The organism is Siccirubricoccus deserti (genome assembly GCF_014283215.1).
Classification (GTDB): domain Bacteria; phylum Pseudomonadota; class Alphaproteobacteria; order Acetobacterales; family Acetobacteraceae; genus Siccirubricoccus; species Siccirubricoccus deserti.
Genome location: NZ_JACOMF010000003.1, coordinates 89,016 through 112,465, shown reverse-complemented (window position 1 = coordinate 112,465; position 23,450 = coordinate 89,016). Strand labels below are relative to the sequence as shown.

At 71.2% G+C, this 23,450-nt stretch carries 23 protein-coding genes; 13 read left to right on the top strand and 10 right to left on the bottom strand.

Translation table 11 applies throughout. The annotated features are described in order from the left end of the window. Nucleotides 1–153: 153 nt before the first annotated feature. From H7965_RS03755 to H7965_RS03740, 4 genes are all read right to left on the bottom strand, one after another. Nucleotides 154–840, bottom strand: a complete 687-nt coding sequence (locus H7965_RS03755) for a PRC-barrel domain-containing protein (protein ID WP_186769202.1) — start codon at nucleotides 838–840, stop codon at nucleotides 154–156. A 199-nt stretch (nucleotides 841–1,039) separates the two neighbouring features. Further along, nucleotides 1,040–1,399 carry a Rieske (2Fe-2S) protein gene (locus H7965_RS03750; protein WP_186769201.1) on the bottom strand — a complete coding sequence of 120 codons (360 nt, stop codon included), beginning with the start codon at nucleotides 1,397–1,399 and terminating at the stop codon, nucleotides 1,040–1,042. After that, entirely contained in the window at nucleotides 1,399–1,899 is a 501-nt protein-coding gene (locus H7965_RS03745; RefSeq protein ID WP_186769200.1) for a GFA family protein, read from the bottom strand. The genes H7965_RS03750 and H7965_RS03745 overlap by 1 nt, the downstream gene beginning before the upstream one ends. 75 nt (nucleotides 1,900–1,974) lie before the next feature. Then, nucleotides 1,975–2,391 (bottom strand): EVE domain-containing protein, encoded by a 417-nt coding sequence (locus H7965_RS03740; RefSeq protein ID WP_186769199.1) that lies wholly within the window; start codon nucleotides 2,389–2,391, stop codon nucleotides 1,975–1,977. Nucleotides 2,392–2,474: 83 nt separating this feature from the next. On the opposite strand from H7965_RS03740, the gene H7965_RS03735 reads away from it, so the two are divergent. Genes H7965_RS03735 through ccmI form a run of 7 tightly spaced genes read left to right on the top strand, consistent with a single transcriptional unit; the run spans nucleotide 2,475 to nucleotide 7,816 of the window. Continuing rightward, nucleotides 2,475–3,263 carry a heme ABC transporter permease gene (locus tag H7965_RS03735; RefSeq protein WP_186769198.1) on the top strand — a complete coding sequence of 263 codons (789 nt, stop codon included), beginning with the start codon at nucleotides 2,475–2,477 and terminating at the stop codon, nucleotides 3,261–3,263. A gap of 2 nt (nucleotides 3,264–3,265) precedes the next feature. Further along, nucleotides 3,266–3,424 carry a hypothetical protein gene (locus tag H7965_RS03730; protein ID WP_186769197.1) on the top strand — a complete coding sequence of 53 codons (159 nt, stop codon included), beginning with the start codon at nucleotides 3,266–3,268 and terminating at the stop codon, nucleotides 3,422–3,424. Then, nucleotides 3,421–3,939 (top strand): cytochrome c maturation protein CcmE, encoded by a 519-nt coding sequence (gene ccmE, locus H7965_RS03725; protein ID WP_186769196.1) that lies wholly within the window; start codon nucleotides 3,421–3,423, stop codon nucleotides 3,937–3,939. The genes H7965_RS03730 and ccmE overlap by 4 nt, the downstream gene beginning before the upstream one ends. 22 nt (nucleotides 3,940–3,961) lie before the next feature. After that, a complete protein-coding gene (locus H7965_RS03720; RefSeq protein ID WP_186769195.1) occupies nucleotides 3,962–5,938 on the top strand; it encodes a heme lyase CcmF/NrfE family subunit in 1,977 nt (658 codons plus the stop codon). Then, nucleotides 5,935–6,534, top strand: coding sequence for a DsbE family thiol:disulfide interchange protein (locus H7965_RS03715; RefSeq protein ID WP_186769194.1), 600 nt, complete (start codon nucleotides 5,935–5,937; stop codon nucleotides 6,532–6,534). Before H7965_RS03720 ends, H7965_RS03715 begins: the two co-directional genes overlap by 4 nt. Beyond that, the gene (locus tag H7965_RS03710) at nucleotides 6,531–7,004 is read left to right on the top strand and encodes a cytochrome c-type biogenesis protein (protein WP_186769193.1); all 474 of its coding nucleotides are present in this window, start codon (nucleotides 6,531–6,533) and stop codon (nucleotides 7,002–7,004) included. The genes H7965_RS03715 and H7965_RS03710 overlap by 4 nt, the downstream gene beginning before the upstream one ends. Then, entirely contained in the window at nucleotides 7,001–7,816 is an 816-nt protein-coding gene (gene ccmI / locus H7965_RS03705; RefSeq protein ID WP_186769192.1) for a c-type cytochrome biogenesis protein CcmI, read from the top strand. Before H7965_RS03710 ends, ccmI begins: the two co-directional genes overlap by 4 nt. Nucleotides 7,817–7,859: 43 nt before the next feature. Here ccmI and H7965_RS03700 read toward each other — a convergent pair whose 3' ends face one another. Together H7965_RS03700 and H7965_RS03695 are read right to left on the bottom strand one after the other, a co-directional pair. Further along, on the bottom strand, nucleotides 7,860–9,176 hold the full coding sequence (locus tag H7965_RS03700; protein WP_186769191.1) for a hypothetical protein: 1,317 nt from the start codon (nucleotides 9,174–9,176) through the stop codon (nucleotides 7,860–7,862). A 5-nt stretch (nucleotides 9,177–9,181) separates the two neighbouring features. Beyond that, a complete protein-coding gene (locus tag H7965_RS03695; RefSeq protein WP_186769190.1) occupies nucleotides 9,182–10,555 on the bottom strand; it encodes a hypothetical protein in 1,374 nt (457 codons plus the stop codon). A gap of 185 nt (nucleotides 10,556–10,740) precedes the next feature. Between H7965_RS03695 and H7965_RS03690 the strand changes: the two genes are divergently transcribed. From H7965_RS03690 to H7965_RS03680, 3 genes are all read left to right on the top strand, one after another. Continuing rightward, a complete protein-coding gene (locus H7965_RS03690) occupies nucleotides 10,741–11,718 on the top strand; it encodes a Bug family tripartite tricarboxylate transporter substrate binding protein (RefSeq protein ID WP_186769189.1) in 978 nt (325 codons plus the stop codon). 73 nt (nucleotides 11,719–11,791) lie between these two features. Further along, nucleotides 11,792–12,118 (top strand): hypothetical protein, encoded by a 327-nt coding sequence (locus tag H7965_RS03685; RefSeq protein WP_186769188.1) that lies wholly within the window; start codon nucleotides 11,792–11,794, stop codon nucleotides 12,116–12,118. 111 nt (nucleotides 12,119–12,229) lie between these two features. Further along, a complete protein-coding gene (locus H7965_RS03680; protein WP_186769187.1) occupies nucleotides 12,230–13,414 on the top strand; it encodes an MFS transporter in 1,185 nt (394 codons plus the stop codon). Nucleotides 13,415–13,681: 267 nt separating this feature from the next. On the opposite strand, the gene H7965_RS03675 is transcribed toward H7965_RS03680, so the two are convergent. From H7965_RS03675 to H7965_RS03660, 4 genes are all read right to left on the bottom strand, one after another. Beyond that, the gene (locus H7965_RS03675; protein WP_315898677.1) at nucleotides 13,682–14,167 is read right to left on the bottom strand and encodes a CarD family transcriptional regulator; all 486 of its coding nucleotides are present in this window, start codon (nucleotides 14,165–14,167) and stop codon (nucleotides 13,682–13,684) included. A 1,029-nt stretch (nucleotides 14,168–15,196) separates the two neighbouring features. Beyond that, complete coding sequence (gene fdxA / locus H7965_RS03670) at nucleotides 15,197–15,529, bottom strand: ferredoxin FdxA (protein WP_186769186.1); 333 nt, start codon at nucleotides 15,527–15,529, stop codon at nucleotides 15,197–15,199. Nucleotides 15,530–15,643: 114 nt separating this feature from the next. Beyond that, nucleotides 15,644–15,961 (bottom strand): RNA-binding S4 domain-containing protein, encoded by a 318-nt coding sequence (locus tag H7965_RS03665; protein ID WP_186769185.1) that lies wholly within the window; start codon nucleotides 15,959–15,961, stop codon nucleotides 15,644–15,646. Nucleotides 15,962–15,964: 3 nt separating this feature from the next. Continuing rightward, nucleotides 15,965–19,024, bottom strand: a complete 3,060-nt coding sequence (locus H7965_RS03660) for a helicase-related protein (protein WP_229682447.1) — start codon at nucleotides 19,022–19,024, stop codon at nucleotides 15,965–15,967. A gap of 113 nt (nucleotides 19,025–19,137) precedes the next feature. Between H7965_RS03660 and H7965_RS03655 the strand changes: the two genes are divergently transcribed. The 3 genes from H7965_RS03655 to H7965_RS03645 all read left to right on the top strand — a co-directional run bounded on the left by H7965_RS03655 (nucleotide 19,138) and on the right by H7965_RS03645 (nucleotide 23,284). Next, complete coding sequence (locus H7965_RS03655; protein ID WP_186769184.1) at nucleotides 19,138–20,307, top strand: MFS transporter; 1,170 nt, start codon at nucleotides 19,138–19,140, stop codon at nucleotides 20,305–20,307. 100 nt (nucleotides 20,308–20,407) lie between these two features. Beyond that, on the top strand, nucleotides 20,408–21,622 hold the full coding sequence (locus H7965_RS03650) for an SAM-dependent methyltransferase (RefSeq protein ID WP_186769183.1): 1,215 nt from the start codon (nucleotides 20,408–20,410) through the stop codon (nucleotides 21,620–21,622). A gap of 123 nt (nucleotides 21,623–21,745) precedes the next feature. Further along, nucleotides 21,746–23,284, top strand: coding sequence for a replicative DNA helicase (locus H7965_RS03645; RefSeq protein WP_186769182.1), 1,539 nt, complete (start codon nucleotides 21,746–21,748; stop codon nucleotides 23,282–23,284). The last annotated feature ends 166 nt before the right edge of the window (nucleotides 23,285–23,450 follow it).

Sequence of the window (23,450 nt, the reverse complement as noted above, 5' to 3'; positions counted from 1 at the left end):
CGTGATCGGCCGCGCCTTGTCCCGGGGAGCGCCCCGAAAGCGCGCTCCCGCCACCCGATCATGCGCGGGCTCGTCCCGCGCAACTTTTCTCAAAAAATCAAGATCCTGGATGGCCGGGTCAAGCCCGGCCATGACGCAAAGGGCCGCTCTCCGCTACCCGCGTCGCTCCGCCGCCGCGTCGTAGCTGAAGGTCGGCAGGCTGGTCAGGCTGTCCTTCGTGGCGCCGCTCAGGGTCCAGCGGCTGCTGTTGGTGTTCTGCAGCCGCTCATAGGGCACCGCCACCAGCTTCGCACCGATACCGAGGAAGCCGCCGACCGAGATCACCGCCACCGGGGCGCCGCCCGGCGGGATGATGATGTCGTCGACCTCGCCGATGCTCTCGTTGTTCTCGTTGTAGACATTGGCACCGATCACCTTGCTGGCACGGCGGCCATTGCGTACCGCGGCGCTGTCCACCGCCAGCGGGCCGGTCGTGGCGCCGGCGCCGCTCGCATTGTCGGTGGTGCCCAGGGCACGGCCGGCGGCGGTGCCGGGTGGGTTGCCGGGCGTACCATCCGGCGGGGTGCGGTTGCCGGTCACCGCATCGGCGCCGCGCTGAGTCGCGGTGCTGGGCGGGTTGCCTGGGGTGCCGTCCCGCTGCGCCATGGTGCCGCCGGAGGCATCGCGCGGCTGCGCCTGGGTGGTGCTGTTCGGCCCGCCGCGCACGGTGGGCGAGTCCTGGGTGGTCTGCGGCTGCATCGAACTGCCGCCGCCCGAACTACCGCCCTGCTGGGCCATCACAGGCAGGGCGAGCAGCCCGGCGGCAGCGGTCATGGCGAGCAGTTGCTGGCGATTGGTCATGAGTGCGATGGCCTCCTCGGCTGTTGCATCCGGACGTGTCGGATGAGGCCGGTGAAACGCTTCGGAACGAGTGGAGGTTGCCATCAATTAAGCCATCAATTAAGATGGTGAATTTAAGGCTGTTCCCGCTCCGGTCCAGGCGGACCGGGCTGGAGACACAATCCGGTCCCGAAACCGTGCAACGGTCTGGTACGGAACGTTAAAGCCCGGCGTCGGCCGGCACCACCACCCGGCCGTCCTCGATCCGCACCGGCACGCTCTCCAGCGCCTCGCCGATGCAGGGGCCGGTGATGCAGATGCCGTCCTCGATCCGGAAGCGGGCGCCATGCGCCGAGCAGATGATCACCTGCTTCTTCGTATCCAGGAACCGGTCCGGCAGGGGCTCCAGCGGCAGGCCGATATGCGGGCAGGAATTAACGTAGACGAAGACCTGCTCGCCCCGCCGCACCGCGAACAGCCCGGTGAAGCCGCCAGGCGCCGCGGGAAAGCCGCGCGCCGCGCCCTCCGGGATGTCTTCCAACCGGCAGAGCACCCGCTCCGCCGCATCCGCCTCCGCCATCACGCCCCCTCGGTGGTCCCCAGGCCATGCCGCTCATGCCATTCGGCGATGCTCTCCTCGGGATACTGGTCGTGCTGCCGGTCCTTCGGACCGGCTTCGACCACCACCCAGGGCGCCTTGAACGCCAGCATGATGTGCGTGGAGTCCGGGGCTTCCGGCAAGGGCGTATCGATCGCCGAGGCGAAGGGGTGGATCAATTCCGGCCAGCGCGGGTCATAGAGCCACAGGGCGCTGCCGCAGCGGCTGCAGAAATGCCGCTCCGCCGGGCTGCGATGCGCCCGCGCCTCGCCCTCCTCCTTCATCCTGGCATGGTAGACCGAGATATTCTTGCGGCCGGTGACGCGCAGGCTATCCGCATCGCCGCCGAGGTTGATGGCATAGCCGCCACCGCCCTGCGTCTTGCGGCAGATGGAGCAGTAGCAGCGCTGGTAAGGGTAGGGGTGGCGGCTCTCCAGCCGGAACGTGACCGCGCCGCAGTGGCAGGACCCTTCAAGCCGCATCGCCGTCTCCTCCCTCCGGGCAAGCATGCCAGAACAGCGGCAACAGGTGCCGGGTTCGCATCCGGCCCGTCGGCGTCACCTCACCCGGATGCCGCCCATCCGGCATAGCATCGTCCAATGTTCCTCGCTGACCGGCATGACCGAAAGCCTTGACTGCCGCACCAGCGCCAGCTCGGCCAGCGCCGGCTCCGCCTTGATGGCGGCCAGGGTCACCGGCTTCGGCACCGGCCGCACCGCCTTCACATCGACGCAGACCCAGCGGCCGGTTTCGTCGGAGGGGTCAGGATAGGCGGTGCGCACCACCTGGACGATGCCGACGATCTCCTTGCCGATATTGGAATGGTAGAAGAAGGCGCGGTCACCCTTGGCCATGGCGCGCAGGTTGCTGGCGGCCAGGGCGTTGCGCACCCCGGTCCAGGGCTCGATGCCATTGGCCATCTGCTGGTCCCAGGAGAATGCGTCGGGTTCACTCTTCACCAGCCAATACGCCATGATTCGCCCCTGCAACCGTATCGGCAGGTTACCGCGCGCGGCGGATGCTTCAATCCGTGGCGATCTGGCCCTAGTTTGGGGGTGTGGACACCGCCAACCTACCGCCGCTAGCCGCCAGCCTCCTGCCCCGGGGCGGCTCGCTGCACCGTTTCGCCAACCCGGGTCGCTTCCTGCGGCTGTCCGGGCGCGTGCTGCCCTGGCTGACCGCCGCCGCCCTGGCGGTGCTGGCGGTCGGGCTGCCCTGGGCCTTGATCTTCTCCCCGCCGGATTGGCAACAGGGCGAGACGGTGCGGCTGCTCTACATCCATGTGCCCATGGCCTGGCTGGCGATGGGCGGCTATGTCGGCCTCGCCATCGGCTCCGTCCTGGCACTCGTCTGGCGCCACCCGCTGGCCGACCTCGCCTGCCGGGAGTTGTCGCCGGTCGGCGCCGCCGCCACCGCGCTTTGCCTTGCCACCGGCAGCCTCTGGGGCAAGCCGATGTGGGGCACCTGGTGGGTCTGGGATGCGCGGCTGACCAGCGTGCTTGTGCTGTTCTTCCTGTGGCTCGGCCATGCCGCGCTGGTGCGCGCCTTCGACGACACCGAACGCGGCGCGCGGATGGGGGCGATCCTGGCGCTGATCGGAGCCGTGAACCTGCCGGTGGTCAAATTCTCGGTCGATTGGTGGAACACCCTGCATCAGCCGGCCAGCGTGACCAGGATCAATGCGCCGGGGCTGCATGTCGACATCCTCTACCCGCTGCTGGTCTGCGGCCTCGGCTTCACCCTGGCCTTCGCGGCGCTGGTGCTGGCGCGGACCAGGGCGGCGGTGATGGAACGGCGGATCCGCGCGCTGCAGCTTGCGGCGGCGCGGCGGGCGGAGGCGGGGTAGGCATGTCATTGCACTGGGCGCATGTGGCGGCGGGGTACGCGCTGGTGCTCGGCGGCTTCGCCGCCATGGCGCTGGCCAGCGTGCTGCGGCATGCAGCGGCCAGGCGCCGGCTGGCGCTGCTCGACCCACGCGCCGGCCGGGCCCGGGGCGACGCGGCATGACCCGCAAGCGTCGCCGGCTCTGGCTGCTGCTGCTGTGTGGGCTTGGGCTCGGCAGCGCTACCGCCCTGACCCTCACCGCCTTCCAGGACAATCTGGTGTTCTTCCGCTCGCCGAGCGACATCGCCCAGGCGGCGCCGACACCGGACCGCGCCTTCCGCCTCGGCGGCCTGGTCGAGGCCGGCAGCGTGGCACGGGAGACTGCGGCCGACGGCCGCCCCGCGGCGCGGTTCCGCGTCACCGATGGCGCCCATGCGGTCAGCGTCACCTACACCGGCGTGCTGCCCGACCTGTTCCGCGAGGGCCAGGGCGTTGTCACCCTCGGCAAGCTCGGCCCGGATGGCGTCTTCCGCGCCTCCGAGGTGCTGGCCCGGCACGATGAGACCTACATGCCGCCCGAGGTCGCCGATGCGCTGAAGCGCAGCGGCCACTGGAACCCGGCCGAGGGCGCGGCGCCTCCGGCGGCAAGCTGGAATACCCTTGAGCCGGAGCGCAGCCGCCCCCGGAACGGGTCATGACCCAGGCGGCACGGAGCGGCGCGTGATCCCCGAACTCGGCCATTTCGTCCTCGCCCTGGCGCTGGCGCTCTCGCTGGCCCAGGCGGCGGTCGGCTTCATCGGCGCGCAGCGTGCCGAGGCGCGGCTGATGGCCGCCGCAGGGCCGCTCGCCGCCGGCGTGCTGGTCGCGGTCGGCCTCGCCTTCGGCTGCCTGATGTGGAGCTACGTGGTGAACGACACCACCGTGGCGAATGTCGTGCAGAACAGCCATTCGGCGAAGCCGCTGCTCTACAAGATCTCCGGCACCTGGGGGAACCATGAGGGCTCGATGGTCCTCTGGGTGCTGATCCTGGCGCTCTGCGGCGGCGCCGTCGCGGGCTTCGGCGGCAACCTGCCCTCGGCGTTGCAGGCGCGGGTGCTGGCGGTGCTGGCGCTGGTCGGCGCCGGCTTCCTCGGCTTCATCCTGGCCACCTCCAACCCCTTCGACCGGGTCTGGCCGCCGCCGGTGGATGGCCAGGGGCTGAACCCGATCCTGCAGGACCCCGGCCTCGCCTTCCATCCGCCGCTGCTCTACCTCGGCTATGTCGGCTTCGCCGTGACCTATGCCTTCGCGGTCGCCGCGCTGATCGAGGGCAGGGTCGATGCCGCCTGGGGGCGCTGGGTGCGGCCCTGGGCGCTCGCGGCCTGGAGCCTGCTGACCCTCGGCATCGCCCTCGGCTCCTGGTGGGCCTATTACGAGTTGGGCTGGGGCGGCTACTGGTTCTGGGATCCGGTGGAGAATGCCTCGCTGCTGCCCTGGCTCGCCGGCTGCGCCCTGCTGCACAGCGCGATCGTCGTCGAGAAGCGGGAGGCGCTGAAGACCTGGACAGTGTTCCTCGCGCTGCTGGCCTTCGGGATGTCGCTGCTCGGCACCTTCCTGGTGCGCTCCGGTGTGCTGAACAGCGTCCATGCCTTCGCCAACGACCCGGAGCGCGGCGTGGTCATCCTCGCCCTGCTGGCGGCTTTCATCGGCGGCGGCTTCGCGCTGTTCGCCTGGCGCGCCGCTTCCATGACCCCGACCGGCATCTTTGCCCCGCTGTCGCGGGAGGGCGCGCTGGTGATGAACAACCTGCTGCTCTGCTCGATCGCCGCCGTGGTGCTGGTCGGCACGCTCTATCCGATGTTCGCCGACCTGCTGCTCTCGGAAAAAATCTCGGTCGGGCCGCCCTTCTTCAACACCGCCACCCTGCCGCTGGCGGCGCCGCTGATCGGTGCCATGGCGGTCGGGCCGCTGCTGCCCTGGAAGCGGGCGCGGCTCTTCCCGGCGATCCAGCGGCTGTGGTGGGTCGCGCTCGGCGCGCTGGCCGCCTTCCTGCTGTGCCTGGCGCTCTCCGGCGCGCGGATCGGCCCGGCGCTCGGCTTCGCCGCGGCGGTGTGGCTGATCGCCGGCGCCGCCGCGGACATCGCCGACCGCACCGCGCTGTTCAGCCGGCCGCGCGCCGCCTGGGGGCGGGCGAAGGGGCTGCCACGCGCCGCCTGGGGCGCGGCGGTGGGGCATGCCGGGCTTGGCGTCACCGTGCTCGGCCTCGCCGGCATGGGCATCGCAACGGATATGCTTGCCGCGCTGAAGCCGGGCGAGACCACCCGCCTCGCCGGCTATGAGTTCCGCCTGGATGCGGTGCGCGACGTCACCGGCCCGAACTGGACCGCCCGCCGCGCCACCGTCGAGATCCGCCGCGACGGCGCGCTGGTCACCGTGCTGGAGCCGGACCGCCGTACCTTCCCCGTCGGCCGCATGACCACGACGGAGGCCGCCATCCACACCACTGTTCTGTCCGACCTCTACGTGGTGCTGGGCGAGGAGCGCGACGGCGCTGCAATCCTTCGCCTCCACCACAACCCGCTGGCGCCCTGGATCTGGACCGGCGCCGCCATCATGGCGCTGGGTGGCGGCCTCTCGCTGAGCGACCGGCGGATGCGCGTCGCCGCGCCGGCGGCGAAGCTGGCGGCCCCAGGGATGGGCAAGGCGGCGCAGGCATGAGCGCGACCGGACAGGCCCCCATCGCAGCACCGCGCAACCCATGGCGCCGCCGGCTGCTGCTGCTGGCGCCGCTCGGCGTCGCCGCCGGGGCCGGCGTGGGGTTCCTCGCCATGCTGCGCGGCATGGGCACCGGCAGCTACAACCCGCGCGGTGTGCCCTCCGCCCTCATCGGCAAGGCGCCGCCCGACTTCGCCCTGCCGCCGCTGGAAGGCGCCGATCGGCCAGCGCTCTCCGCCGCCGATCTGCGCGGCGCCGCAAGGCCGGTGCTGGTGAATTTCTTCGCCTCCTGGTGCATGCCCTGTGTCATCGAGCATCCGCAGCTGATGCAGCTCTCGCGCGCCGGGGTGCCGGTCTTCGGCATCGCCTACAAGGACAAGCCGGACGATTCGCAAAACTTCCTGCGTCGCCATGGCAATCCCTATGCCCGGCTCGGCGTCGACCAGCCCGGCCGCGTCGCCATCGACTGGGGGCTCTACGGCGTGCCGGAAACCTATCTGATCGACAAGGAGGGCATCATCCGCTGGCGCTGGGCTGGCCCGCTTACCGAGGACACGCTGCGCGCCGAGCTTCAGCCGCTGCTGCGCCGCTACGCATGAGCCTGCGCGCACCCCTGCTGGCCCTGCTGCTGCTGCTGACGGCCCCCGCCATGGCCGCCATCGGCGATCCGGCGGAACAGCTCCGCGACCCGGCGCAGGAGGAGCGCGCCCGCGCCATCGGCCGCGAGCTGCGCTGCATGGTCTGCCAGAACCAGTCGATCGAGGACAGCGACGCCGACCTGGCCCGCGACCTTCGCCGCATCGTCCGCGAACAGGTCGCAGCCGGGCGGAGCGACAGCGAGGTGATGCGCTTCCTGCACGACCGCTACGGCGATTTCGTCCTGCTGCGGCCGCCGTTCAAGCTGGCGACGGCGCTGCTCTGGGGCGCGCCGGTGGTGGCGCTCGGCGGCGGGCTGCTGCTGATCCTGGCGATGCGCCGCCGCGCCGCCGCCACCGCCCCGCCCGAGGCGCTCTCCGCCGCCGAGCAGGCGCGGCTCGAGGCCAGGCTGAAGGACCGTCCCTCCGCGTGACCGCCCTGCCCTTCTGGCTGCTGCTCGGCCTCGCCGCCGCGGCGACGCTGCTGCCGCTCGCCATCACCCTGCTTCGCCCGGCCCGCGCCCGCGGCCGGCGCGAGGCCGACGTGACCCTCTACGAGGCGCAGCGGATCGAGCTGGAGCGCGAGCGCGAGGCCGGACGGCTGGACGCCGAGGCGCATCGCGCCGCGCTGCTGGAATTGCAGCGCCGGTTGCTGGCAGCGCCGGAGGAGACGCCCGAGGCACGGCCGCCGCAGCCCCACCGTGGCGGCTGGGCGATCGGCGCGCTGCTGGCAGCGGTGCCGCTGTTGGCGCTGGCGATCTACCTGCCGAAGGGCGAACCCGAGATGCCCTCGGCGCCCTATTCCCTGCGCCAGCAGGTGGCGGCGCGCGACGATGAGGTGCTGGCGATGCTGCGCGCCCGGCTCAGCCAGCTGCCGCCGGAGAGCCCGCAGGCGCGGGAGGGCTGGGCCCTGCTCGGCAATGCCGAGCGCAGCCGCGGCCAACTCGCCGCCGCCGCCGAGGCCTATCGCCGGGCGCTGGCCGGGCAGTTCGACGCCGAGCTGGCCGGCCAGCTCGCTCAGGTGCTGCTGGAGGACGGCAGGACCGAGGAGGCGGCGCTTCTGCTGGCGGAAAGCCTGCCGCGCGCGCCGCGGCATGTCGGCCTGCGCTTCCTCTCCGGCCTCGCCGAGGAACGCGCCGGCCGGCCGGAGAACGCCCGCGGCGCCTGGCGCGCGCTGCTCGCCGATGCGCCGGAGGGGGCGCCGTGGCGGGGAATGGTCGAGCGGCGGCTGCAGGCGCTGCCGTAGGGTGGTTCGCCGGGACGGCACATGCATGCCGCCCCGGCGCCACTCAGGGTGGCAGCATCGGCATCCGGCTGCAGACCCAGGCGATGATCTGCATTCCTGGGATCGTCAGCGTCGAGCCGTCGAACCGCCCCTGTACCCGGCCGCCCGCCGCCAGGGTGAAGGGACCGAAGGCGGCCTGCCTGCTGGCCTGGGCGCCACCGGTCACCGCCTTCCCCGCCGCCGTGCGGTCGGCATCGGTCCAGCTGCCGGTGATGCGGACGTCGCGGATCGCGATGATCGAGGTCGGCACCAGCGGGCACAGCCCGGGGTCGGCATCCGGCTGGCCGTTGGAGAAGAAGCCGGAAGGGATGCCCTCCAGCGACCACCCTGGCAGCCGCATCACCAGCGGGTCGAACCACGGCCGCTTGATGCCGATCTGCATCATCTGCAGCGTCGCCTTCAGGCCGGTGGAGCCGGTGGGCTGTTCCACCGGCGCCCGGATCGGCGGCGGCTTCTGCGCCACCACCGTGCCGAGCTTCCTCAGCACCTCCGGCTGCACCGCGGCCCGCATCGTGGCGCTCGACGGCGCCGCCATCGCCGTGGGCAGCGCCGCCGGCCGCAGGGTCGCGGTGGAGAGCCGCGTCGCCTGCAAGGCCGGCGGCAGCCGCGCCACCGATTTCACCAACGTCGCCTGTGGCGCGGCGGCAAGCGGCGCCGCCCTGGCCCGCGCCGCCAGGCCGGGCCGTAGCGCCGTGGTGACGCTCAGCGACGCGGCCGGCTTCGGCCGCAGCATCACCTCGGGCTTCGGCCGCACCACGACCGGCGGCGTCTCGCCACTGAAGCGCCAGGCCGCCTTGGTCAGGCCGATGGGCAGGGTGTGCAGGATCGGCGGCGGCGGCGGTGCCGGCACGCCCCCGCCGATCTCCACCTTCACCCAGCCACCCGCGCCCGCCGGATCGGCCCAGGTCCGCGGCTGCGCATAGGAGGGGTGGTACATGTCGAGCGCATTCTCGACCGACCCCCGCAGCAGGGATTCGAATTTCTCGCGGGCCCCGACGAAAGCCTGCGCCACCGCGCCGCCGCCCGTCACCGTCGCCATCAGGATCATGCCGTACACCGATTCGAGGCTCACCCCGGTCTCGGTGTAGAGCGGCGCCAGCGCCGGCACCTCATCCACCAGGGTGGAGAAGGCCTCCAGCGCCGCCGGCGACCCACCGGGGTTCTCCCCGGTGAGCGCATTGGCGAAATCGCCCGCCTCGATCGGCAGGCCGGGCCATTCCAGGCAGATGTAGCCTTGCCCGGATGCCCCGCCACTCTCCTGGCCGGTGCCGGCCAGGACGGTGGCGTAGAGTTCGTCGACGAAGCCGTCCTGGCCGGGCATGGGCATCACTCCGGCGGACACATGGGCATGATCTGGTTCACCCAGCCGATGATCTGCACCCCGGGCATCCTGAAGCCGGCATTGCCGACCGTCCCGGCGACATGCTCGCGGCTGCTGCCACGCTCGTAATTGCCGCCCACCGAGAAGGGCCCCCAGCCGACCTTGCCGCCGGCACTGATCGCCTTCTTCGCGCGATCGACCTCGGCCTGGGAGAAATTCGCGGTGACGGTGACGTCCTTCACCGCGAGGAAGGCCATTGGCAGCAGCGGGAAGAGCGAATTGCCCTGGCCATTGCGCGTGCCGTTGGAGAAGCCGCCCTTCCGCGCGACATCCGTCTTCCAGTTGGGCAGGCTGAACAGGAAGGGCGACATCCATGGCCGCCGGATGTTCACCAGCGCCCATTTGTATTCGAGCTTCACCTGCTCAGCGTTGGCGTCCGAGTGGAAATTCTCGCTGCTGCCTCCGGCTTTGGCGCCGAAGGACCACAGGCCCACGCTGAACCCCGCGGAGCCACCGTACCTGGTGTAGTCGGAGTTCGTGTTGGTGACCGACTTGCTGTACTCCCACTTGTAGGTCGGCCAGTTGTTGAAGTTGTCCGAGGTGAACCAGTTGGATGGCATGGCGGTGCTGCGCCGCGTGCCGGCGACCGAGGTGCCGCCCTCGGTGCCGATGGCGTAGCTGTCGAAGACGAATTGCGCATCGGCAAAGGCGCGCTTCACCTGATCGACACCGGAGGTCTGCAGGGTCGCCCGCGCCGCCTCCACCTGGTCGGCCTTGTTGGTGCGCCATTTGGTGAAGGCGGTCTTCACCGGCCCGGCGAGGGAGGGCGCCAGCATCGGCCAGGTGCGCTTGGTCTCCGGCGTCGCCATCGCCGCCATGAAGGCGGCGAAGAACTCGCCCTGCTTCTGTCGCCACAACGCCTGGTTGGTGTCGTAGTCGGTGGCGAGGTCGGAATCGACCTCGCGCTTCTTGCCGGTCTCCTCATCGGTGATGGTCTGGTGGAGGAATTTCCAGGCGTCGGTATAGGCCTTGCGCTTGGTCGGGTCGGAGGTGGCGTCGGCGGTCACCGTCGCCCGCAGCAGCTGCTGATAGATCTCCGACACCCGGCGGCCGCTGGCGGTGTGGATGGTGGAGAAATTCGGGATGTCGTCCACCAGCTCGGCGAAGCGCTGGGTCGCGTCGGTGCTGCCGTCGAGGTTGCCCGGCGACCATTGGTTGCGGAAATCCGCCGGGTTGATGAGCTGACCGCCCTTGTTGAGGGTGATGAAGGTCTTGTTCGGATCATAGGCGGCGGGGCCGCCTTCGGAGGATCCGGTCAGCATGGTGAAGATGCTGTCGTAGAGCCGCTGGACCAGTTGGCTGGCCTGTTGCTCGTTCATCGTGAATGCTCCGCTGAAATCCCCGGCAGGGAACTGCCCGGCCGGTTCCTCAGCCTGTACCCGGCATCACCCATGCCGATGTGCGCCAGATCACGGAGCGCGCGGCGGCGCGGCAGCCCGCCGGTTTCCGTAGCAGCCGCGCTACGCTAGGCTTCCGCCAAAGCAGTTAAGCTCGGGAGGATGCGATGATCGGGATCGGCAGGCGAGGCGCGTTGCTGGGCGCGCCGCTGGCATTGGCCGCGCTGCCGCGGCGGGCCGCGGCGCAGGCGTTTCCGTCCCGCCAGATCCGCATCATCGTCGGCTTCGCCTCCGGCGGCGCCAACGACATCATGGCCCGGCTGGTCGCCGCCAAGCTGACCGACCGCATGGCCGGCACGCCCATCGTGGTGGAGAACCGCCCCGGCGCCGGTACGCTGCTGGCCGCCGAATACGTCGCCCGCGCCGCGCCGGATGGCTACACGCTGATGTACGCCTCCTCCTCCACCCTGATCACGCCGCTGATCAACCGCACCTCCACCCTCGACCCGACGCGGGATTTCGACGCGGTGGTGATGGCGCAATCCTCGCCGCTGCTGCTGGTCTCGCGGCCTGACTTCCCGGCAAAGACCCTGGGGGAGCTTATCGAGCTGGGGCGGCAGCGGCCGGGGCGCATCACCATCTCCCACCCCGGCGTCGGCGGAATCAACCACCTGTCGCTCGCGGTGCTGATGAAGCAGACCAACGTCGAGTTCACCCTGGTGCCCTACAACGGCAACAACCCGTCGCTGACCGCGCTGGTCCGCGGCGAGATCGATGTGGCGAGCGATTCCCTCTTCGCCACGCGCACACTGCTGGAATCAAACACCATCCGCGCCATCGGCATCACCAGCGCGCAGCGCTCGCCGACACAACCAAACGTGCCGACCTTCGCCGAAACCCTGCCTGGCTACGAGGTGACCTTCTGGGGTGGCTTCATGGCGCCGCGCGGCACCCCGGCGCCGATCCTCGACCGGCTGAACACCGAGATCGACGCGGTGCTGAAGCTGCCCGAGGTGGTCGAGCGGGTGAAGACCTTCGGCGCCGATCCGGTCGGCGGCAGCCGCGCGCATTACACCAAGGTCATCGCCGAGGATTGGGTGCGCTGGGGCGCGGTGGTGCGGGAGACCGGCGTGACCGGAGGCTGAACAACGGTCTGCGGCGGATTGGCGTTCCGATATGAGCACACACCGCGATAGGCTCGGCAGCGGAGGAGACCCCATGGCAAAGACCCATCTCATGGTGCGCGCGGTCCTGGCGGAAGCGGCCGACCGGCCGCGCTTCGACCGCTGGTACGAGACCGAACATATGCCAGAGGCGGTCGCCGCCTTCGGCGCGCTGCGCGGCTGGCGCTGCTGGAGCCTGACCGATCCGACCGTGCACTACGCCTTCTACGAATTCGCTGATGCGGGGAAGGCGGAGGCGATCCAGGACTCGCCGGGCATGGCGGGGCTGATCGCCGAATTCGACCGGGTCTGGGGCGACAGGGTGACGCGGCGGCGGATCACCATGGAAGTCGCCGGGGAATTCACGCCGGGCCAGGGCTGATCGGGCGCCGGTAGGTCCAGGGAGGAGCGGGGGTCCCAACCCTGCGCCGGGGCCGAGGCTCGGCCCCGGCACGGATGGACGGCTTCCGCGCTGCGGTGCACAGTGGCGCCGATGGCGCCTGACCCCGCTCTACCGCAGCCGCGCGCCAGGCGCCTCATTCTCCTCCTCGGCATCTCCTGCTTCGCGGGGGCGCTGAGCGGCCGGGTCACCGACCCGTTCGTCGCCACCATGGCCGAGGAATTCGCCTCTTCAACCGACACTGTGGCACTGCTGGCCAGCGCCTATGCCGTGCCCTTCGCCCTGGTGCAGCCGATCCTCGGGCCGGTCGGCGACGCGCTCGGCAAGCGGCGGGTGGTGCGGCTGTCGCTGTTCCTGCTCTCGATCTTCGCCCTGGCGGCACCCTTCGCCCCCGGCCTTGGCACGCTGATGGTGCTGCGGGCGCTGACCGGCGCGGCGGCGGGCGGTATCATGCCGCTGACCCTGGCCGCGATCGGCGATGCGGTGCCGCTGAAGGAACGCCAGGTCGCGCTCAGCCGGCTGCTGGTCTTCGCCATTGGCGGGCAGATCGGCGGCGGCGCGCTGGCCGGGTTGCTGGCGCCCTGGCTCGGCTGGCGTGGGGTGCTCGGGCTGTGCGGCGGGGTGGCGCTGCTGGCCTCGGTGGTGCTGCTGCTGGTGCCTTTCGGCGGCCCGCCAGAGCCGCGCGGGCGATTCGAGCCGGTCCGCGCCCTCGGCCGCTACCGGGCGATCCTCGGTCTGCCAGCGGCGCGGCTGCTGTTCGCCGCGGTGCTGATCGAGGGCGTGCTGGTGTTCGGCACCTTTCCCTATTTCGCCCCGATCCTGCAGGCGAAGGGCCTGGCCAGCGCCGCCGGCGCCACCTTCGAGGCGGGGCTGGCCGTCGCCGCCTTCGGCTGCGGCGGCTTCGTCTATGCCGCGGTGGTGCGGCCGGTGCTGGGACGGATCGGCCAGTCGCGCATGGTGATGCTGGGTGGGGGGCTGGCAGGGTTGGCGCTGCTGACTTTCGGCCTGGCCCCGGCGGCGGCGGTGTTCATCGCCGCCGGGCTGGTGCTCGGCACCGGCTTCTACATGGTCCATAACAGCATCCAGACCCGGGTGACGGAGGTCGCGCCGGAAGCCCGCGGCTCCGCAGTGGCGATGCATGCCTTTCATTTCTACGTCGGGCAGTCGCTGGGCCCGGTACTGGTCGGGCTGGCGATCGGTGGCTTTGGGGCGCCGGTGGCACTGGCGCTGGCGGCCGCCGGGATCGTGGCGCTTGGGATCCGGCTGGGGCGGCGATAGGGCGGATCGCGGAGGGGACGTGAACGTCCCGGAGCGCCTATCTGTTCCGCAGTCAACAGGCTGCAGCGGAACAGCGTTCAGACATGAACGCGATCCGTTGTCGGATAGGCGCCGGCACGGTGGAACGCCGCGGCGGTGCGCGCGTCCGGAGACCAGAATGGCCGGGTTTGACCCGGCCATCCTTAAGTCACTGTTCTTGCGATAAAATCAGATGCGCGGGTCAAGCCCGTGCATGAAGGTGGGCCGCCGACCCATTACCCTGGCGGCTCAGCCGGCTTTCAGATGCGCCAATAGCTTCTCCGTTGCCTGCACCTTGTCGGTGCGGTCGATGGCAGCGACCTCGGCGGCCAGGCGATCCATCGCCTGCTCGTAGATCTGCCGTTCGGAGAAGGACTGGTCCGGCTGGCCGGCGTTGCGGTGCAGGTCGCGCACCACCTCGGCGATCGCCACCGGATCGCCGGAGTTGATCTTCGCCTCATACTCCTGGGCCCGGCGGGACCACATGGTCCGCTTGATCCGGGCGCGGCCCTTCAGCGTTTCCAGCGCCTCCTTGATGGCGTCCGGCGCGGTCAGCTTGCGCAGGCCGGAGGAGGCCGCCTTGCCGACCGGGACGCGCAGCGTCATCCGGTTTTCCTCGAAGGTGACGACGATGACCTGCAGGGCATGGCCTGCGGCGGACATGGTCTCGATGCCTTGCACGGTGCCGACCCCATGGGTCGGGTAGACGACATGGTCGCCAGTCTTGAATTCCACGGGCTTTGCGGGCTGTCTCGGAGGAGGAAAAGAGGGACCCTCGCGCCGCACCGGGGGCGGTGCGGCGGGGGCGGCGGAACGGCCGGCCTCGCTGGCGGGCGGCATGGGGGGCGGCACGGGCGCTGCGGCCTGGGCTTCGGCGAAGCCGCCGGGGCGGGGTGCCGGGCGCTGGACGCCGGATTTGGCCTCGGCGGCGACGGGCGGCTTGCCGACCGCCTTCGGCGGCGCGGCCGCCGGGATCGCAGGGCTGGCGGCGGGCTTCGCCTCCGTCGGCTTGGCCGGCGCTGGTTGGGTGGCTGCGGATTTGACGGGGATGGGCTTGTCCGATGCGGGTTTCGCAGCCGCAGGCGACGCGGGCGCCGCCTTGTCGGCAGCAGGTTTCACGGATGCGGGCTTGGCGGCAGCGGCACCGGGTTTCGGTGCGGCCAGTTGTGGGGTTGCCGGTTTCACTGGCGCGGCTTTCGCAGCCGGAGGCTGTGGTGCGGCGGATTTCGGTGGTTGGGCTTTCGGGGCCGCAGTCTTCGGAGCCAGGATCTTCGGGCTTGCCGGCTTGGAGGCGGCAGGCTTCACTGCGGGTTTCGTTACGCCAGCTTTGGTCGTGCCCGGATTCGCCGCCGACTTGGCGGCCGGAGCCGCGGTCCGCCGTTGCGGCGCCACCTGCTTGGCCTTGGCCGCCGGCCGGGAAGGCGCCTGGGCGCTTCCGGAAACCGGGCGCTTCGTCTTCGAGCCTTTGGCGCGGGCGGGTGCCTTCATGCCGGACAACTCTCCTGCGGCGCTGCCCGAGCGTGGCCGACACTGCATCCTGCGCGCCAGCACGCTTCAGCCAGACCAATTTATCGGCCAAAGACGCGTCCGGTTCACTTGTCCTACCGTTACGCCGCCATGGTGCCGCCGGCGGCAACCAGCCAGCACCAGCCAGCCCTGCCATCGGATTGAAAGCATAGCATTATTTTTTGGCAGAGTCACGCCCGCCCAGCGCCCGCCACAGGCGGCGGGCAGCATTTGGTCAGATTTGTTGCCGGAACCCAATCAGGGTTTGCCAGGTTCCGGGCTGAACAGCGCCCGCTTGCCCGGCTTGTCCTTCCATTCCTCGGCATCGGCCGGCGGCTCCCCCTTGCGGGTGATGTTCGGCCATTCCGCTGCATAGGTACGGTTGAGTTCGGCGTATTCCGCCGCCCGGTCATCGCTGTCCGGGACGATGGCCTCGGCCGGGCATTCGGGCTCGCACACCCCGCAATCGATGCACTCGTCCGGATGGATGACCAGCATGTTCTCGCCGACGTAGAAGCAGTCCACCGGACACACCTCGACGCAGTCCATGTATTTGCACTTGATGCAATTCTCGAGAACGACATAAGTCACGGCAGGCGGTCCTTCAGGCCTGGCGAGGCGCCATCGGCGGCGATGCCCAGGGGCGGTGTTGCGGTGCGAGACATGGCCCGGCGCGGAGCCGCTGGCAAGGCGGTTCTGCCCACATCATGCCTCCGGCTCGGGCGGGGGCGGCGCCGACAGATCCTCGAACAGCAGCCGCGCCTCAGGCGCCGGGCCACGGCGGTCACCCAGCGCCACCACCCGCCAGACCCGCACCACCCCGCGCTCCGCCGAGCCTAGCGCGAAGGTCAGCACATCGCCCGGCCGCAGCCTGGCATGTGCCTTCACCGTGGGCTGGCGATTGATGCGGACGCCTCCTTGCTCGACCAGGCGGGCGCAGGCGGCACGGGTCTTGGCGACCCGCGCGCACCACAGCCACTTGTCCAGGCGCTGCCAGTCCCGATCCTCGCCCGCCTCAGCCACGCGCTACCGCAGCTTGAGCTGCGCCAGTACGGCGAAGGGCGAATCCGGGTCCGGCCCGCGCGGCTCCGGCGGCTTGGCCGCGGCGGCGGGACGGTCGCGGCGGTCCTCCTGGTCGCGCGGCGGACGGTCCGGCCGCGGCCCGCGCGGCTGGTCCGGGCGCCGCGGCCCGTCCTGGCGATGCTGGCCGCCCTTCTGCCAGGGCGGGCCACCCGGGCCGCCGCGGCGCTGCGGCTGCGGCACGGCGCGGCGCAGTTCGGGTGGAATCGGCGGGCCGTAGAAGATCATCGCCGGGCTGTTCGCAGGCGGCAGCGGCGGCGGCGGAGGCGGCGGCGCCTCCCTCGGCTCGCGCATCGGCCGGCGATCGCGATCGCGCGGCGGCCGGCCTTCGTGCCGCCCCTCGTGCCGCCCCTCTGGCCTGCCCTCGGGCCCGCGCCCCTCATGCCGGCGCGGCGGCTGGCCCTCGGGGCGCGGTCCGCCGCCTGGGCGCTGGCCCTCGCGCGGTCCCTGGCGCTGGCCGTCGCGGTGCCCCTGGCCCTGATGCCCGCCTGGGCGCGGCCCGCGCTGGTGCTGATGGTGCTGCGGCCGCGGCTGGGCGACGCGCAGCGGCATCGGCGGGCCGTACTGCCCCTCCTCCAGCGGCACCGGCTCCAGCAGCCGGAAGCCGAGCGCGGTCAGCGCCACCCCCAGCATATCCGCCTTCACGCCCAGCCGGCTGGCAAGGTCGCTCGGCGGCGGCGCCGGGGCGCGGCGGGTGAGATAGGCCAACTCGCCGGCGATGCGTTCCGCCACGTCGAGGCGCAGCAGCACCGGCCCGGCCGGCAGCCAGCCCATTGCCTGGGCGAAGCCACTCGGCCAGCCGGCCGGCGGCTGCGGATTGGCCTCCCCTTCCTCCGGCTCGCGCAATTGCAGCGCGACCAGCCCGGGGGCCGGCAGCGCCGGCGTCTCGATGTTGCGGATCAGCGACCAGATCTGCGCCCTGAGCGCCATGGCGCGCGGCTTCAACGCCTCCGGCACGAACAGCGCGTAACGGCCGGCGCGGACGCCGATCGCCTTCAGCTTCTGCCGCAGGTCGGGGGCGATGTTGCCCTCGGTGCCGCCCGGCGCCAGGCCGAGGGATTCCCGCAGCAGATAGGCCGGCCCGCGCAGCGCGCCCTCGGCTTCCGCCTTGGCCTCGACCGTGGTCAGGATGGCCAATTCTCGGCCGAACACGCCCTCGATGAACTTCGCCAGCCGGGCCCGCACCCGCTCCCGCTGTGCGCCATCGAGGAATTCGGAGGGGATGACCTCGACCAGCGGCTTGGCGGGCTCGGGCCCCGGGCGCAGCCGGCCGACCTCGGCCAGCTCGCCGTGGTTGTTCCAGGTGATCCGATGGCTGCCGGTCAGCGCGAAGACATCGTCCTTCGCCACCTCCAGCGCCGCGACCCGGCGCGGCATCTCCTCCCGCAGCGCACGGCGGGCGGCGCGGAGGACCAGCTTGCGCTCCTCCTCGGTGGCCGCCTCGGCCTCCGGGTGGAACAGGAAGCCCTCGACCCGGCCGACCGTATGCCCCTCGACCACCACCTCGCCCTTGCGGGTGACGGCGGAGAGCAGCTCCTCGCCCTCGGAATCATCCAGCCGGCGGATCAGATGCGCGGCGCGGCGGTCGACGAAGCGGGCGGTCAGGCGCTCGTGCAGCGCGTCGGAGACGGCATCCTCCGCCTTGCGCGCCTCGGCCTGGAAGCTGGCGGCATCGCGGGTCCAGTCGGCCCGGGCGGCGACATAGGACCAGACCCGGATGTTGGCGAGGCGCGCCATCAGCGTGTCGAGGTCGCCCTCGGTGCTGCCGCAGAGCGCGATCTGCCCGGCAATCCAGTCATCCGGCAGCACGCCGTCCTCGGCCAGGTGCTTGAAGATGCGGCCGCAGAGCCGGACATGGGTGTCGTCCGCCAGCTTGCGGAAATCCGGCACCTGGCAGGCTTCCCACAGCAGCGCCACGCGGCTGCGGCTGCTGGCCAGGGCCCGCATCTCGGTCTCGCGCGCCAGCATCGAGAGGGTGATGTGGTCGTCGGCGTCATGGCCCTTGGACAGGCCGGGCTGCGGCGGCGGTGCCGCCAGGCTGTCGAGCAGCGCATCGACGCTGGTGAAGTCCAGTTCGCCGTTGCGCCAGGCCAGGGTCTGCAGCGCCTCGAAATTATGCGCTTCGATCTTGTTGACGATCTCGTCGGGCAGCGGCGGGCAGTCGCCGGTGGTGCCGAAGGTGCCGTCGCGCATGCCGCGGCCGGCGCGGCCGGCGATCTGGGCGGCCTCCTGGGCATTCAGCAGCCGCGCCTGGTGGCCGTCGAATTTCTGCAAGGCGGCGAAGGCGACATGGTCCACATCCATGTTCAGCCCCATCCCGATGGCGTCCGTCGCCACCAGAAAATCCACCTCGCGGTTCTGGTAGAGCGCCACCTGGGCGTTGCGGGTGCGCGGGCTCAGCCGGCCCATCACCACGGCGCAGCCGCCGCGCCGCCGGCGGATCGCCTCGGCAATGGCATAGACCTCGGCGGCGGAGAAGGCGACCACGGCGCTGCGCGGCGGCAGCCGCGTCAGCTTCTGCGGCCCGGCATGGGTCAGCTGGGAGAGCCGCGGCCGGGTCTCGACCTCGGCCTGCGGCACCAGGCGTTGCAGCAGCGGGCGGATCGTCTCGGCGCCGAGGAACATGGTCTCGACCATGCCGCGGGCGTTCAGCAGCCGGTCGGTGAAGACATGGCCGCGGTCAGGGTCGGCGCAGAGCTGAATCTCGTCCACCGCGACGAATTCGGCACGCCGGTCGAGCGGCATCGCCTCCACCGTGCAGGCGAACCACTTCGCCTCCGGCGGGATGATTTTTTCCTCCCCCGTGATCAGGGCGACGTGCTTCTCACCCTTGGCGGCGACCATGCGGTCGTAGTTCTCCCGCGCCAGCAGGCGCAGGGGAAAGCCGATGATGCCGCTGGCATGTGCCAGCAGGCGGGTGATCGCCAGATGTGTCTTGCCGGTGTTGGTTGGACCCAACACAGCCTTGACGCGGGCATCGAACATGGGGGGATAGGGGCTCGGCATGCCCCGCATCCTTGGGCCGGGACGGCGTGATTTGCAACCGCGCGGGCCGCCGGCCATCGACTCGCGGCCTGGGTGTTTCCACCCCGGGCGATCGCGGGCTATAGGCGGGGAGAATGCCGAAGCTGCGGGACCCCGCCCCGATCGTCTCGCCCCCGCTCCGCTTCGCGCTGCTCTTCGCCGCGCAATTCGCCGCTGTCGGCGTGCTGATGCCCTTCCTGCCGGCAGTGCTGGCCAACCAGGGCCTGACCCCGACACAGATCGCCACGGTGCTCGCCGCCGCCTCCGCGGTGCGGCTGCTGGCGGCGCCGGCGATCGGCCGCGGCGCCGATGGCATCGGCGACCCGCGCAACGTGCTGCTGCTGGCGGCGGCGCTCGCCACCTTCACCGTCACCGGCTTCGCCCTCGGCCAGGGCTTCGCCGCCCTGCTGCTGGTCGCCATGCTGCACAGCATGGTGAACGCGCCGGTGGTGCCGCTGTCGGATGCGCTGGCCCTCGCCGCCTCCCGCCGCCTTGGCTTCGACTATGGCCGCGTGCGCTCGGCCGGCTCGGCCAGCTTCATCCTGGCCGCGGTGGTTGCCGGGCTGGCGGTGCAGGCTTCCGGCCCGGTCGCGGTGATCTGGATCGCCTCCGGCTGCCTGGCGCTGACCGCGCTGGCGGCGCGGGGGCTGCCGCCGTTGCCGACAGGGGGCGGCGGCCGCGCCGGCTTCGCCGCGCCCTTCGCCGAGCCGGCTTTCCGCCGCCTGCTGCCGCTCTCGGCGCTGATCCAGGGCAGCCACGCTCTCTACTACGGCTTCGGCACGCTGCACTGGCAGGCGGCGGGGCTCTCGCCTTCGGTCATCGGGCTGCTCTGGGCCGAGGGGGTGGTGGCGGAGGTGGCACTGTTCCTCTGGGGCAAGCCGCTGGTGGAACGGCTGGGGGCGGCCGGGATGGCGGCGCTGGCCGCCGCCGCCGGGCTGCTGCGCTGGGCGGTGCTGGCCGAGACCAGCTGGCTGCCGGCACTCGCCGGGGCGCAGCTGCTGCACGCGCTGAGCTTCGGCGCCATGCATCTCGGGGCAATGCGGGTGCTGGGCGGGATGCCGCCGGGCCAGGCCGCCACGGCGCAGACCTTGCACGCCTCCATCGGCGTTGGCCTCGCCTCCGGGCTGCTGACCTTCGCCGCCGGCCCGCTCTATGCCCGGTTTGGCGGGGCGGGGTTCTGGGCGATGGCCGGGCTTTGCGCGCTGGCCCTGCCACTGACCTGGCGGCTGCGCGCGGCCCTGCCAGGGCGCTCGGCGGCCGGCTGACCGTCGCGCACGCGAATGCAATCGCACCACACACGAATTTCCGTTCAGCATGGCGCGAGGCTGACACTTCGCGCCTGACAAGACGGAGACGAGCGACCGGATGCTGCTGCACCCCCTCCTGTCCAGGCTGATCCGCATCGGCACCCTGACCGTCCGCTACCCGGATGGGCAGGAACGCCGCTACGGCGGCGGCCCCGGCCCCAGCGGCGGGCTGACGCTGAAGAACTGGCACGCAGCCCGGCGCCTCGCGCTCAACCCCGGCCTCGCCGGCGGCGAGCTGTACATGAACGGCACGCTGGAGCCGCTCCGCTGCAGCCTGATCGAGGTGATCGAGGTGTTCGCCGTCAACCTCGCCGAGGCCGGCCACCACCCTGTGTCAGACATGCTGGACCGGCTGCGCCGGCTGCGCCGCTGGCTGGACCAGTACAACCCGGCCGGCCGGTCGCGCCGCAACGTGGCGCACCACTACGACCTGGACGCCCGGCTGTTCCGCCACTTCCTCGACGCCGACATGCAGTATTCCTGCGCCTATTTCCGCACCGGCGCGGAAACCCTGGAAGCCGCCCAGGCGGCCAAGCAGCGGCACATCGCCGGCAAGCTGCTGCTCGACCGGCCGGGGCTGGAGGTGCTGGAGATCGGCTGCGGCTGGGGCGGCATGGCACTGGCCCTGGCGCGGGGCTGGGGCGCCCGGGTCATCGGCCTCACCCTCTCGGCCGAGCAGCTGGCGGTGGCGCGGGCGCGGGCGGCGGCGGAAGGTCTGGCCGACCGGGTGCGGTTCGAGCTGATGGACTACCGCGAATGGCGCCGCCCGGTGGACCGGGTGCTGTCGGTGGCGATGTTCGAGGCGGTGGGCGTGCCGCACTACCGCCGCTTCTTCACCACCGTCCGGGACGCGCTGAAGCCGGAGGGCGTGGCGCTGGTGCACAGCATCGGCCGGGCGCACGGGCCGGAGGCGACCAACCCCTGGCTGGCCAAATACATCTTCCCCGGCGGCTATTCCCCGGCGCTGTCCGAGGTGCTGCCGGCGGTCGAGCGCAGTGGCCTCTGGGCCACCGACATCGAGATCCTGCGGCTGCACTACGCCACCACCCTGCATCACTGGCGCCACCGCTTCGCCGCCAGCCGCGACGCCATCCGGGCGCTGTACGATGAGCGGCTGTGCCGGATGTTCGAATTCTACCTGGCGAGCTGCGAGCTGGCCTTCCGCCACGCCGGCCACATGGTCTGGCAGATGCAGCTCGCGGCCCGGGCGGATACGGTGCCGCTGACCCGGGACTACATGCTGAAGGCGGAGCGGGCCCCGCTGCCGGCCTGAGGCCGGGCGCTCGCCGGCGCCCCGTTGCGCCGGGGACACGGTAGGCCGGCACGGCGGCATGATCCCCGTGATCCACACCCATCCCCGTAATCCACAGGGGGAGAACTGCGCTAGAGTCGGTGCATGAACACCATTGATTCGCCCCCCCCCTTCGGGGATGCCGGCGGCGGGCTGCTTGGCCTGTCGCAGCGCATGCCGCCCTCCAACCTGCAGGCGGAGCAGGCGCTGCTGGGCGCCCTGCTGGCGAACAACAAGGCCTATGAGCGGGTCTCGGAATTCCTCGCCCCCGAGCATTTCGCCGACCCGGTGCATGGCCGCATCTACCGCGCCATCCAGCGTCGGGTGGAAGCCGGGCAGCTGGCCGATGTGGTGACCTTGCGGTCGGAGTTCGAGCATTCCGGCCTGCTCGACGAGGTGGGCGGCTCGGCCTACCTGCCGCAGCTGCTGAGCGCGATGGTCGGCATCATCAACGCCGGCGAATACGGCCGCATCGTCCATGATTGCTGGCTGCGCCGGCATCTCATCGATGTGGGCGAGGAGGTGGTGAACCGCGCCTTCGGCGCCGAGCCCGAACTCGACGCCAAGATGCAGCTGGAAGCCGCCGAGCAGCGGCTGTTCGACCTGGCGAAGGATGGCGGCTCGGAGGGCGGCTTCGTCACCTTCGAACGCGCCCTGACCGATGCGGTGCTGGCGGCCGAGCGGGCCTTTTCCACGCCCGGCGGTGTCTCCGGCCTGTCGTCGGGCCTGCGCGACCTGGATGCCAAGACCGGCGGGCTGCATCCCTCGGATCTGCTGATCCTCGCCGGCCGGCCGGGCATGGGCAAGACCGCGCTCGCCACCAAGATCGCCTTCGGCGCCGCCCAGGCGCTGGTGCGGGAGGCGCGGGAGAAGAGCGAGGGCCAGGGGGTCGAGGTGGTGCCGCGCGGCACCGTCGCGATCTTCTCCCTGGAAATGAGCGCCGACCAGCTCGCCACCCGCCTGCTGTCCGAGGCATCGCGCATCTCCGGCGACAAGATTCGTCGCGGCGACATCTCCCAGCGCGACTTCGACCGCTTCGTCGAGGTGAGCCGGGAGCTGTCGGTGCTGCCCCTGGTGATCGACGACACCCCGGCCATCACCATCTCCGCATTGCGGACCCGCTGCCGCCGGCTGAAGCGGACCCGCGGGTTGGAATTGGTGGTGGTGGACTACCTCCAGCTCATGCGGCCGGCGGCGGGGACACGGCCGGAAAGCCGGGTGCTGGAGATCTCGATGATCACCCAGGGGCTGAAGGCGATCGCGAAGGAGCTTTCGGTGCCGGTGATCGCCCTGTCCCAGCTCTCCCGCGCCGTCGAGCAGCGCGAGGACAAGCGGCCGCAGCTCTCCGACCTGCGCGAATCCGGCTCCATCGAGCAGGACGCCGACATGGTGATGTTCGTCTACCGCGACGAATACTACGAGGCGCAGCGCGCCCCGAAGCAGGTCGGCCACGAGAGCGAGGACAAGTTCCAGGACGCGCTGAACCAGTGGCAGCAGCGGATGGAGCAGGTCCACAACAAGGCCGACCTCATCATCGCCAAGCAGCGGCATGGCCCGACCGGCACCATCCAGCTGTTCTTCGAGGGTGAGTTCACCCGCTTCGGCGACCTCGACCAGACCCATTCGGGCCACGACGGCTACTGACCTCGTAACCCACCGGGTATATGGTCCTGGTGGAAACCTGGGCGCCGTCACCCTATTACAGGTTGCGATGGGGGCGGAATCTTCTTGCCCATGGGCGCCTTCCCTGCACGGACGCGTTACGCAGGGGAGTGAATCGAGCGGGCAGGGATCTGCGATGGATGCTCAG